Here is a 13,149-nt window from a genome sequence, read left to right as displayed (position 1 = left end):
CTTTTAACTAAAAATTAATATCTGTTTGTTTTAGCTACATTCTAAAATGATGTAATTTTAGAATTATGAAAGAGGAACATAAAAAAGGGTTTTATTTTAAAACGTATGAAGCGCCAAATCAGTCTCCGTTTGAAAAACTTTTTGGTATTTTCAAAGAGCTAATTACCCATACTTCGGGTGATTTTGATGAAGCTATAGATTGGCTTCGTGAGTTGGATAAAGAATACAAACTTACAGATGAGAATTATACCATCGACGATTTTATAGAAGATCTAAAAAAGAAAGGTTATATAAAAGACGAAATAAAAGAAGATGGTTCTTCAGGAATTGGAATTACTGCCAAAACTGAGCGTGCGATAAGGCAACAAGCACTTGATCAGATATTCGGAAATTTAAAACGTTCTGGAAACGGAAACCACAAAACTAAATATGCCGGAAATGGAGATGAACATACGGGGGAATTCCGTGAGTTTCATTTTGGCGATGGGTTAGAACGAATTTCACTCACAGAAAGTTTGCGTAATGCTCAAATCAATAATGGAGTGGAGAGTTTTATGCTTACTGAAAACGATTTGGTTGTGGAGGAAACACAATACAAATCGCAAATGAGTACAGTCTTAATGATTGATATTAGTCATAGTATGATTTTGTATGGCGAAGATCGTATTACTCCAGCCAAAAAAGTTGCCATGGCACTCGCCGAATTAATTACTACTCGTTATCCTAAAGATACACTTGATATTCTGGTTTTCGGAAACGATGCCTGGACAATTGCTATCAAGGATTTACCGTACTTAAAAGTTGGACCATATCATACCAATACAGTTGCTGGTTTGCAACTGGCGATGGATTTATTACGCCGAAAAAGAAATACAAACAAACAAATTTTTATGATTACTGATGGTAAGCCAAGTTGCGTTCGTGAGCGCGATGGATCTTATTATATGAACAGTAATGGTTTAGACGAATATATTGTAGACAAATGTTACAATCAGGCACAACAAGCTAGAAAGTTGCATATTCCTATTACTACATTTATGATTGCAAGTGATCCTTATTTGCAACGTTTTGTCAACCATTTTACCGAAGCTAATCAGGGAAAAGCATTCTATACGGGATTAAAGGGTCTTGGCGAAATGATTTTTGAAGATTATGAAGCGAATAGAAAAAAGAGGGTTCGGTAAAGAGTCTCAAAGGTTCGGTGCAATAAAGCGACAAAGATTTGCCGTAGAGACGCACAGCAGTGCGTCTAACTTTAGATAAAGTTTCATAGATGCACAGCTGCGTTTAATAGTTCAAATATAAAATAAACAACAAATTGATATTTCAATAAAAATGGAAATAAATAATATAAACACATTAGGCCAATTAAAAGCCTCTGGATATAAAAGTAAAAGCATTAAAGATGAATTGCGAAATAATCTTCGTGAAAAGATAAAATCAGGTAAACCTGTTTTTGAGGGTGTTCATGGTTTTGAGAATACTGTTATTCCGGAGTTAGAACGTGCTATTTTATCACGCCATAATATTAATTTGTTAGGACTTCGTGGTCAGGCCAAAACAAGATTGGCTCGTAAGATGGTCGAATTATTAGATGAATACATTCCATTTGTGGCTGGGTCAGAAATTAATGATGATCCATTCAAGCCAATTTCTCGCTTTGCAAAAGATATAATTGCCGAAAAAGGAGATGAAACACCCATAGAATGGCTGCATAGAAATAATCGTTTCTTCGAAAAACTTGCTACGCCAGATGTAACCGTTGCCGATTTAATAGGGGATGTGGATCCAATAAAAGCTGCCAATTTAAAGCTTTCTTATGCCGATGACCGTGTGATTCATTTCGGAATGATTCCGCGTGCCAATCGTTGTATTTTTGTAATTAATGAATTACCCGATTTGCAAGCTAGGATTCAAGTAGCTTTGTTTAATATTTTACAAGAAGGAGATATTCAGATAAGAGGATTTAAGTTAAGAATGCCTCTAGATATGCAATTTGTATTTACTGCAAATCCTGAGGATTACACGAATCGAGGAAGTATAGTTACGCCATTAAAAGATAGAATTGGTTCACAAATCCTGACACATTATCCAGAAACCGTTGCTATTGCCAGAACGATTACAGAACAGGAAGCTAAATTAGATGCAAGCCAGAATGAATCGGTTTATATTCCTAGTTTGGCCAAGGACTTATTGGAGCAAATAAGTTTTGAAGCTCGCGAAAGTGAGTTTGTAGATAATAAAAGTGGTGTGAGTGCCAGAATGAGTATTACGGCTTATGAGAACTTATTGAGTACTGCTGAGCGTCGTGCTTTGCGTGCAGGCATTGATAAAACAGTTTTGCGTTTATCTGACTTTATGGGGATTATTCCAGCTATTACAGGAAAAGTCGAATTGGTTTATGAAGGAGAGCAGGAGGGAGCGGCAATTGTTGCACAACGCTTAATAGGTGATGCTATTCGAACGTTTTTCCCTATATATTTCCCAAAGATTGAAAAACTTGAAAAACCAAATGAGAAAACACCATATACCGATACAATTGAATGGTTTTTTACAGAAAGTGGTTTTGAATTGTTAGATGATTGTTCGGATGCCGAATACAAGAAAATTCTTGATGGGATTCCTCCATTGGATATTTTACTTAAAAAATATCAGTCTGAATTGCCAGTTGAAGATCGTTATTTTATGAAAGAGTTCATATTATGGGGTTTGGTAGAATATAAAAAATTAAGCAAAGATCGTTTTTCCGAAGGATATGAATTCAAGGACATGTATGGTAGTTATATCAGTAAACTGTAAAGATTTAAAATAAGGGAGAGATAATTGTCGCTCCCTTTTTTTGTGCTGTTTTATATTTAAAAGATTTAGCTTTTGATATTTATCTTCAATTATAGTGCTGCATATTTTAATTAGTCTACCTTGTCCCGTTGGTTGCATTTGTATTCCAGCAAATACACAAATGGAGAATAGCTTTGAGGCTTTGATTGCTACTTATATTGAAAATAAAGTAGGAATATCTGAACAGTTTTTGAGTACGGAATTAGCAAATAATTTAAAACAAAATCTTATTGATTTAAATGCTAAAAGTTTACTGCAGGATGCGGGAATAGGAAATTCGGAGAAAGTAACTTATGATGGAGCTATTCGTAGTGATTCGATTTACTGGCTTGATAAAAAGCATAATAATGCATTCGAAAATGAATTTTTTATTCAGATTGAAGCTTTTATAGCTTATTTAAACATTAGTTGCTATGCTGGTATAACTGGTTATGAGTTTCATTATTCTTTATATGAAACGGGAGATTTTTATTTAAAACACTTAGATCAATTTAAGAATAATCCGAGTAGGAAATACTCAATGATTAGTTATTTAAATGCTGATTGGAAAGAAAGTGATGGAGGAGAACTACTTATTCATCAGTTAAATAACAATCAGAAAATTAGTCCTACTCAAGGGAAAACTGTCTTTTTTAAAAGTGATGAATTAGTTCATGAAGTATTAGTTACCCAAAACACAAGAATGAGTATTACGGGCTGGTTAAAGAGTGATTAATTGCTTGTTTACCAGTATGTTTTAAATTTTTATAAAAATAACTCTACTAATTCTATAGAATATTAGAAATATATTTATAGATTTGTAAAAGAAATGAGAAATAAAAGCCAAAATACAATTCCTTATGACTGTAACACGATAATGTGTTATATGTATGATTTATTGTATGAACAAGCATTCTATGGTTTGGTTAGTTAGTAAAGAAAAAGCCTTTTTTAAATACTTTTAAAAGGCTTTTTACTTAAGATTTTTAAAAAGAAAATTTTAAACCATTAAGAAATTAAGTTTCATTAAGTATTGCTCTTGTTTTTTTAAGCTAAAAATTAAATTCGTTTGAATCTGTGTCATCTGTTTTTTTTTTGAAATTATATGCTAAAAAAAGTACGAGATTAAATATTTAAAACTTAATGAGCTTAATTTCTTAATGGTAAAATAAAAATAAATTATGAGCTTATATTCTATAAATACGAACATTATGATGCAATGCTGCCAGATGAAAATCCTTCCCTGTTGCAGAAGTTGCTGTTATTTATAAAATAATATTTTGAGCTCTTTTGTAACATCTACAAAAGGGTTTTTTTATGCAGTTCATTTTCAATTACTATACTTTATTTAATAAAAAATATAATTTAACACCCCATAAAATTATGAGTTCACAAATCGTAAAACAGAACCCTTTTCAATCGATGATTGATCGTTTTAATATAGCAGCCGACATTCTTCAACTGAATGAATCGGTTAGAGAAAAATTGCAAAGACCAGAGAAACAAATAGTAGTTAATTTCTCCATTACACTCGATAATGGTTCAGAACAAAATTTTGAAGGTTATCGCGTAATACACAATACTGCTTTAGGACCATCTAAAGGAGGTATTCGTTATGATACTGCTGTTAATCTAGACGAGGTTAAAGCACTTGCAGCGTGGATGACATGGAAATCAGCTGTCACAGGAATCCCATTTGGTGGAGCCAAAGGCGGTATTATCTGTGACCCAAGATTGCATTCTAAATCCGAATTAGAAAAAATAACACGAGAATATACTAATGCTTTATCAGATATTTTTGGTCCAGATAAAGATGTTCCGGCTCCAGATATGGGAACTGGTCCAGATGAGATGGGGTGGCTAATGGATGAGTTTTCATTAGTTCATGGTAAAACCATTCATGCTGTTGTAACTGGTAAACATTTGCATTCGGGAGGTTCCTTAGGTAGAGTAGAAGCTACTGGTAGAGGGGTAAGTATTATTAGTATTCTGGCGCTTCAAAAATTAAAATTAAGACCTGCAAGATCTACAGCTGCCATTCAGGGGTTTGGAAATGTAGGACTTCATTCGGCTTTGTTTTTATTCGAAAAAGGACTGAAAATTGTTGCTGTTAGTGATGTTTCTGAAGCTTTTTATAATCCAGAAGGAATTAATATCCCTGAGCTTATTTTGTATTATAATCTAAATAACAAAAGCGTTAACGGATATCCAAATGCAGTTGCTATAAAACATGAAGATTTATTATTACTAGATGTAGATGTACTTATTCCTGCTGCCAAAGAAGATGTAATTACTGCTGTAAATGCTGGGGATGTTCGGGCAAAAATAATTGTTGAAGGAGCAAACGGACCAGTTTCTTCAGATGCAGATAAAATCTTGCATGAAAATAATGTTTTGGTTGTGCCAGACATTTTAGCAAACGCGGGAGGAGTTACGGTATCCTATTTTGAGTGGCTTCAGAATTGTCTTTTAGAGTCCTGGAGAATCAGTCAGATTAATAAACGCTTGGAAGATATACTGGAGAAAAGTTTCGAAACAGTTTTTGCTACTTCAAGAAAATATAAAGTAACACCACGTATTGCAGCTTATATAATTGCTTTGCGTAAAGTCGCAGATATTCAGGCTGTAAAAGAGATTAAATTGATTGAGAAAAAATTCAAACAGAATTAAATTTATTAGATACTAATTTGACTTTCAACTAGATTAAGATTATTTCCATTGGTTTCATATAATCAATGGAAATGTCTTTTTCTTAAAACTTTCAATAATTTACAAGACCTCTTTCCCTAAATACGAACATACTATTTAAAAAATGGAACACATTAATTTTTTGGCGTTTGCCATGCCAGCTTTTTTTCTTTTTGTATATATCGAGTTTCGACTTGCTCAGCGAAGTAACAGGCCCGAATTATTTAACTATGAAAGCTCTGTTTCGAATATAAGTATTGGTATTGCCGAGCGGCTAATCAACCTCTTTATTGCTGCTAGTTTTTATCAATTGTATTATTGGATTTATAATAATTATAGGCTTTTTGAGATACCGAGTAATTTTTTAGTTTGGCTAGGATTGATTCTCGCTACAGATTTTGTTTGGTATTGGTATCATAGATTAGGGCATGAAGTAAATTTTTTCTGGGCTGCTCATATTGTACACCACCATAGCAGTGAATTCAATTTTACAGCAGCAGCAAGAATAACTACTTTTCAGGCAATTATTCGCACTGGATTTTGGTGTGTTTTACCGTTTATAGGTTTTCATCCTACAATGGTTATTACGATGCTTATTGTACATGGAGCTTATTCTTTCTTTACGCATACTCAGGTTATAGGAAGAATAAAATGGTTAGAATATGTTTTTGTTACCCCATCTGTTCATGGAATACACCATGCTTCAGATGAGAAATACTTAGATAAAAATTATGGAGATATGTTTACGTTTTGGGATCGCATTTTTGGGACTTTCCAAGAAGAGGAAGAAAAACCAAAATACGGACTGACTCATCCATTAAAAAGCTATAGTTTTCTTTGGCAGCATTTTCATTATTATTTTGAGATTTATGAATTATGGAAACGGTCTAAAGGATTTAAAGACGGTTGGAATGCTATATTTGGAAGTCCTGCTGATATGGATCAAGATATTCGTCCAATTTTAGAGAAACGATTTTTGCAAGACAAAGACAATCCTAGTCATCGGCTTAAGTTCAAGAATTATCTTTATTTACAATTGGGAGTAAGTACCTTTTTGCTAACAATTTTTACCTATTATTTTGATTCTTTGGATGCATCCGATAAAATATTTGTTTTATCTTTTATTATTATTACGCTTATTAATTGTGGTGCTTTATTAGAACAACGCAAATGGATTTATTATCTAGAATATTTTCGCATTTTTATTTGTACAACTTATTCTTTATATATCGTAAACGAAGTTGAATTTTTTATTATCCCTGTTATTATAATGTTTTTAGCAGAACAGGTTTTTTCTTTGGGAGAAAAATACCAAAATGTCGTACTTCAGTTAGAAACATCAGAATGAATTATAAAGAAATGAGATTTTAAAAGCACTTCTTTTTGAAAGATTTTTTTTTGCCACAGACTTTTGCTGATTAGAGAGATTTACTTGATAACAATCTGGTTATATCTTTCTTTGATTTAAATAAACTGTGGCTTTTTTTATATTGTTTTGAGAATTAATATTTTTCTTCAAAAACTTCATTATAAATTATTATTTATTTTTTCCTTTTAATGCTTCAAGCTTTAATACTTTAGATTCTTTACTTTTTTGATGTTTTTTAAATAATGTCCGAATCTATGGATTAAAAAACTTTTAGTGGTTATTGTAACTATTGTTTGTGAGTAGATTTGTATTTTAAATTGTAGGGTAAACAATTTTTTTGAATTCAATTTTATTTTGGGCTTTGTTATTAGTTAGAAAATGAGGAAATTTTGGTTTCCTCATTTCTATTTTTAGGAGGATATTGTATTCTATTTTTCTTTATCTGAAAAGATTCATTTAATCTTTTTTTACCATTTTAATGTCTTTTGGTTTTTATTTCTTTCGGCTACTCTTTTACTTATTTAAACTTCTGCTAAAAAAACATATTAATAGGTGTTTTTATAATCGCTCTATAGATTATTATTTAAAACTTTTCTTATAAACGAGTATTGTCCTATTCTATAAGTTTAAAAACTTTTATTGGTAAAAACAGATAAGCTTATGGGAGACCTTTGTAGCTTCAAACTAACTGTGTTTGAAGAAATAAATGAAGAGAGATAGATTTAATTAAATCTTACTGTGATGTGATTTAAGATTTTTTTATTTCTACAATAAATTAAAAACACATAATAATTCAATTAAATAATAAATCATATGAAGAATAGATTACTCCCTTTGCTTTTTGTTTTAGGTTGTTATTCCGCTTACTCACAAGTAGGTATAGGGACACTAACACCAAGTACTTCATCGCAACTAGAAGTTTTTGCTAGCGATAGAGGTATCCTAATTCCAAGAGTTACATTAACAAGCTCAACGGATGCTACTACAATTAAAAATGGTAACGTAGAAAGTTTATTAGTTTTTAATACTGCAACTGTTTCTGATATTAAGCCAGGTTACTATTACTGGTATGAAGGTAAGTGGAATAGAATTACTATTTCAAGTGAAGCCACTGGAGGTAGTGGTGGTGTTGTTGGAGGTAATGGTGTTCCAGGTAATAGAGGAGAAGCTGGGTATCCTGGTGCAGATGTAAGTATTTATACAGATCAAGTGTCAGGTATTGTTTATGTGCAAAATGTAGATGGAACTTGGACAACTCTTAATGGTAAAAATGGACTTGACGGTAAAAATGGAATTGCTGGAGGCATTGGCTTACCAGGAGAAGCAGGTTTAGATGGAACAATTCAAATGTATATTGACCAGTCTACTGGTATTATATATATAAGAGATCCAAAAAACAAAGATAATTGGATTCCATTAAGTGTTAAGAACGGAATTGATGGAGTTAATGGTAAACCAGGAACTGATGGTGTATCAATACCATCTGGATCAACAATTGTTATTGATAATACTACAGGTACTATTTATGTATTGACACCTGGAGCAGATCCAACTGACCCTGCAAGTTGGACTTCAATTAATGGTAAGAATGGACTTGACGGTAAAAATGGTTTATCTGGAGGTAATGGAGTACCAGGAGCAGAAGGTACAGCTGGAATAGATGGAACAATCCAAATGTATATTGATCAATCTACAGGTATTGTATATGTAAGAGACCCTAAGGATGCTACCAAATGGATTCCATTAACTGGTGAAAGAGGTATAGATGGAATTAAAGGTATAGATGGTGAACCGGGTAAAGCGGGTACAATTACTACACTTGATGCTATTGTAAAAGATTCTAGTGGAAATATTTATGCTTACGTAGGATCTGATGGAACAATTGCGGGTCGGGATGCTGAATGGGCAGCAAAATCTCCAAATTGGGTTAAAATAAATGGCTTAAATGGTGAAGCTGGAATTCCAGGTACTGACGGAGAGCCAGGTACGCCGGGTTCAATCACTACACTTGATGCAATTGTAAAAACACCAAGTGGTGATATTTATGCATATGTAGGGGCTGATAAAACAGTTACGGGTCGTGATAAAGAATGGGTTGATAAATCTCCAAACTGGGTTAAAATAAATGGATTAAATGGAGAAGCTGGAATTCCAGGTACTGACGGAGAGCCAGGTACGCCAGGTTCAATCACTACACTTGATGCAATTGTAAAAACACCAAGTGGTGATATTTATGCGTATGTTGGGGCTGATAAAACAGTTGCAGGTCGTGATAAAGAATGGGTTGATAAATCTCAAAACTGGGTTAAAATAAATGGATTGAATGGAGAAGATGGAATTGCAGGTGCAACAGGGGAGCCAGGTAAAGCGGGTTCAATTACTACGCTTGATGCAATTGTAAAATCTCCAAATGGTGATATTTATGCTTATGTAGGAACAAGTCAAACTGTTGCAGAAAGAGATGCAGAATGGGCAGAAAAATCTCCAAACTGGATTAAGATCAATGGTTTAAATGGTAAAGAAGGAATTGCAGGTGCAACAGGGGAGCCAGGTAAAGCAGGTTCAATCACAACACTTGATGCAATTGTAAAATCTCCAAATGGTGACATTTATGCCTATATAGGAACAAGTCAAACTGTTGCAGAAAGAGATGCCGAATGGGCAGCAAAATCTCCAAACTGGGCAAAAATTAATGGACTAAATGGTGAGAGCGGAATTCCTGGTGCAGATGGTGAACCAGGTACTCCAGGGTCAATCACTACGCTTGATGCGATTGTAAAATCACCAAATGGCGATATTTATGCTTATGTCGGGACTGATAAAACAGTTGCAGGTCGTGATAAAGAATGGGTGGATAAATCTCCAAACTGGGTTAGAATTAGTGGTAAAGATGGAGTTGATGGAGCTCCTGGTTTAGCTGGAGGTCCTGGGGCGCCTGGCGATACAGGTGTTATAATTCCAGAAGGTACTACAACTTGGATTAATACAACAGATGGAGTTATCTATGTAAAAGATGCTGCGGGAGAATGGATTGCTGTAAGCGGAAAAGTAGCGCCTAATAACATTTTGGGAATACAAGTAATTAGTGATGATTATGTAGTAACAGTAGATGATTATACAGTTATAGCAGAAAACTTAACTAAAGATATTACAATTTCACTTCCAGATCCAGCTTTAAGTAAAGGTAGAATATTGGTGATCAACCAGTTTGATATGGTAAAAGCTGATGATACTCCTATAGTAGTTAATTTTAATTATGAAATACGTTATTCAAGTAAAGCTAGATATACTTATATGGCAGGAAGTTTATTTGGAGGAGCAACTGCAGGAAGTATGAAAGTTACGTTACAATCAAATGGAGTAAACTGGTACGTAATTACGTACACCATGTAATTTAAATTATTATTTACTTATAGTTCGTAAGCCTGGTCATTCAATTGGCCAAGGCTTATTGGCTATGGCTAGAAAAATAACGTTAAAAATTAAGAACAATGAAAAAAAATATTTTAGTATTATTAATAACAATCTTGTCTTTTGCGCAGGTTTTTGCGCAAAATGCAGATCCCATAGGAATAGGAACCCAAAAAGCAGATGCATCTGCGGTTTTGGAATTAAAATCTTCCAATCAAGGATTTTTGCTACCTCGTTTAACTACAGAGCAAAGAGATGGGATATCAAATCCAGCAGTTGGATTGACAATTTTTAATCTAGAGACTAATTGTATAGAGAGCTATACTGGTGAAGACTGGGTAGGTAATTGTGGTACGCCAAAAGCAATGATTAAGATTCTTAACTGTGATAGCGATGTTGTTATTGCAGGAGATTTTAAAGAAGGACAGAGTGTGTCTAATACAACTCTTACCTTAAAATTAAATGTAGAAAAAAAGGGATCATATATTATCTCTGTAGCTGCAAAACCTGATAATGGATATTATTACAATGCTTCGGGTACGTTCTCGAGTACTGGACCAGTAGAGCTTATTATTGGAGGAATGGGATCTCCTAAAGCGGAAAGAACTGCATCAAATCCTGATAAGATTTATATTACCATGAATGATGTAGAGTCTACTTGTACAAAAGATATATTGGTAGCACCTTCGGCTATTGCTCCTATGTTTGCTCTTAATGGAGTAAGTGCTAATGGTATTGGAATTGTGAATTCACCATTGAATTCTTCAACAAATTCAATTACTATTTCACTTAGTGGAAATACTAGTGCATTTGGTTCTACTTATAGTATTCCAGCTGTTACAGTTAATGGAATGACATTTGGACCGTCTTCAGGGACCTTTACTCAAAACCCAATGACAATTACATTAACAGGTAGAGGCACGCCGCTTGCTGGAGGAACATTTCCAGTTACTATAACTTCAAATGGTACCTTAACCCCAAATTCTGTTACCATGAATTATACTGTAGCTTCTCCTAATTTAAGATTAGTCGATTTTAATGGAGGTGGTTATGGTGCTAATTCAGGAGAGGCACTGGCTCTTATAAAAGCCGCTGCAAATTTTGGTACTTCTACTACTAGTATAGTAAAAGCACAAGGATTTACTGTTTCTAATAGTGGTAACATGGCAAGTACCGTTGCGAGTAAACCAGATATTATCGTAGTGCATTATCCGTATAATATGAATACAGCTGAAGCAACTTTGCTTAAGGGGTATCTTGATGCGGGAGGAGTAGTACTTTATTTTACTGAATCAGGTAATACTCAAGTTGCATTGAATGTTGCAACAATGATGGGGTATCCAAGCAACATTCTTACAAATTCAAATGTAACTCAAGTAAGAGTAGAACAGTTTAACGCTGTTAATGATCAAATCATCAAAGGCCCTTTTGGAGATTTAACTGGCTTAGGCTGGGAAGATGATGGTGGTGGTGGTAATGCTATGAAAGGTTTCCCAGCTGGAGCAATTGTTGATTATAATACCAATGCGGGAGGTTCAAGAGTGTTTAGGGCTACAGGAACTAGTTTGTTCTTTGTAGGTGATGGAGGTTGGTTAAACCGAAATTTACTTGATGGAACTACACCAAAACTTAGTGGAAACGGAGGAGCAAACTCTGCATTATGGGGTAACATTATGGCATGGGCAGTAAGCAGAGCTACTACAAATGGAATAAATTATAAACCATAACTTTAAATTGGGTTTTATTATAGAGGAAAGGGCAGTTCAGAAATGAACTGCCCTTTCCTGTTTATGAATAAACCTTAGGATGTTTTATGGAATTTTAAATGAACGGTGTCGATATATTATTAAAAAAGTATTTATAAAAGAAAAATTTGTTGTCTTTTTCTTGAAGATATTATTTCATAGTTCTTTTTTCTTGTTTAAATAATTAAAAAGCTGATTTGTGCTATGAATAATGGGTTAGAGTAATAGATAGATATTGATATTTCAAATGGTGTAAGTGTCTTATTTCTATGTTTTAAAGATTTTGTAAGTATGCCTTAAATTGTAAGTATAAAAACTTTTAAGGGTATAAATAAGTTTTGTTTACAGGGAACTTTGTGCTTTGAAACTAAGTGTTTAATTATGAAGAACATTGATGTTGATAATGTGTAGAAATTAATTCTATAAAGCAATTAAAATAGTAGAAAATCTATGATGTCAGAATGTGATTTGTCTTTTCGTGCAACAAGATCCTATACTTTCAATTCTTTATTAATTGACTTAATATCAAGTTATGATGAGGTTTTTTGCAGTAGAATCAATTTCGATGAAGTAAATAATTTTAATAACCCATTAAAGATTAAATAATATGAAGAATAGATTACTCCCTTTACTTTTTGTCTTAGGTAGTTATTCAGCCTACTCACAGGTAGGAATAGGAAAACTAAATCCAGATGCTTCAGCTCAGCTGGAAGTATATGCTACGGACAAAGGTATGTTAATCCCAAGAGTTACATTAACAGGCTCAACGGATATTACTACAATTGCAAAAGGTAACAAAGAAAGTTTACTGGTTTTTAATATGGCGACTGTATCAGACGTTAAGCCAGGTTATTACTATTGGTCTGTATCTGATAATAGTTGGCAAAGACTTGCTATTTCAAGTGAAGTTACTGGCGGGATCGCTGGTTTAGCTGGAGGTCAAGGTGTTCCTGGAGATGTAGGAGTTACTGTTCCCGCGGATGCTATTGCTTGGATAGATACTGCTACTGGTTATGTATATATTAAAGATGCCGATGGTAAGTGGGTTAAAGTAAGTGGAAAAGATGGAGTTGATGGTGCAGCTGGTTTAGCTGGAGGTCCTGGAGTTCCTGGAGTAGA

At 33.7% G+C, this 13,149-nt stretch carries 7 protein-coding genes and 1 pseudogene; all 8 read left to right on the top strand.

The genetic code is table 11. The annotated features are described in order from the left end of the window. Window positions 1-65 precede the first annotated feature (65 nt). The gene (locus tag OA93_RS18465) at window positions 66-1,184 is read left to right on the top strand and encodes a VWA domain-containing protein (RefSeq protein ID WP_039115200.1); all 1,119 of its coding nucleotides are present in this window, start codon (window positions 66-68) and stop codon (window positions 1,182-1,184) included. Between the two features lie 151 nt (window positions 1,185-1,335). After that, complete coding sequence (locus OA93_RS18460) at window positions 1,336-2,799, top strand: AAA family ATPase (protein ID WP_039115199.1); 1,464 nt, start codon at window positions 1,336-1,338, stop codon at window positions 2,797-2,799. Between the two features lie 160 nt (window positions 2,800-2,959). Further along, the gene (locus tag OA93_RS18455) at window positions 2,960-3,553 is read left to right on the top strand and encodes a 2OG-Fe(II) oxygenase family protein (RefSeq protein ID WP_039115197.1); all 594 of its coding nucleotides are present in this window, start codon (window positions 2,960-2,962) and stop codon (window positions 3,551-3,553) included. A gap of 647 nt (window positions 3,554-4,200) precedes the next feature. After that, complete coding sequence (locus OA93_RS18450; RefSeq protein WP_240474765.1) at window positions 4,201-5,487, top strand: Glu/Leu/Phe/Val dehydrogenase; 1,287 nt, start codon at window positions 4,201-4,203, stop codon at window positions 5,485-5,487. A gap of 142 nt (window positions 5,488-5,629) precedes the next feature. After that, window positions 5,630-6,853 carry a sterol desaturase family protein gene (locus tag OA93_RS18445; protein WP_039115195.1) on the top strand — a complete coding sequence of 408 codons (1,224 nt, stop codon included), beginning with the start codon at window positions 5,630-5,632 and terminating at the stop codon, window positions 6,851-6,853. A gap of 834 nt (window positions 6,854-7,687) precedes the next feature. After that, window positions 7,688-10,267 (top strand): hypothetical protein, encoded by a 2,580-nt coding sequence (locus OA93_RS18440; protein ID WP_039115193.1) that lies wholly within the window; start codon window positions 7,688-7,690, stop codon window positions 10,265-10,267. Between the two features lie 98 nt (window positions 10,268-10,365). After that, window positions 10,366-12,012: a hypothetical protein gene (locus tag OA93_RS18435; protein WP_039115192.1), complete on the top strand. Its 1,647-nt coding sequence runs from the start codon at window positions 10,366-10,368 to the stop codon at window positions 12,010-12,012. Between the two features lie 625 nt (window positions 12,013-12,637). Continuing rightward, window positions 12,638-13,149: pseudogene (locus OA93_RS18430) on the top strand (hypothetical protein); the annotation flags it as partial.

The organism is Flavobacterium sp. KMS (genome assembly GCF_000813005.1).
In the GTDB taxonomy this organism is placed as follows: domain Bacteria; phylum Bacteroidota; class Bacteroidia; order Flavobacteriales; family Flavobacteriaceae; genus Flavobacterium.
This window is presented reverse-complemented; position numbering and strand designations above follow the sequence as displayed.

What these genes read in the sequence shown, in the direction of transcription:
- OA93_RS18465 (WP_039115200.1), top strand. Translation starts at nt 66, where the DNA reads ATGAAAGAGGAACATAAAAAAGGGTTTTATTTTAAAACGTATGAAGCG.
- OA93_RS18460 (WP_039115199.1), top strand. Translation starts at nt 1,336, where the DNA reads ATGGAAATAAATAATATAAACACATTAGGCCAATTAAAAGCCTCTGGA.
- OA93_RS18455 (WP_039115197.1), top strand. Translation starts at nt 2,960, where the DNA reads ATGGAGAATAGCTTTGAGGCTTTGATTGCTACTTATATTGAAAATAAA.
- OA93_RS18450 (WP_240474765.1), top strand. Translation starts at nt 4,201, where the DNA reads ATGAGTTCACAAATCGTAAAACAGAACCCTTTTCAATCGATGATTGAT.
- OA93_RS18445 (WP_039115195.1), top strand. Translation starts at nt 5,630, where the DNA reads ATGGAACACATTAATTTTTTGGCGTTTGCCATGCCAGCTTTTTTTCTT.
- OA93_RS18440 (WP_039115193.1), top strand. Translation starts at nt 7,688, where the DNA reads ATGAAGAATAGATTACTCCCTTTGCTTTTTGTTTTAGGTTGTTATTCC.
- OA93_RS18435 (WP_039115192.1), top strand. Translation starts at nt 10,366, where the DNA reads ATGAAAAAAAATATTTTAGTATTATTAATAACAATCTTGTCTTTTGCG.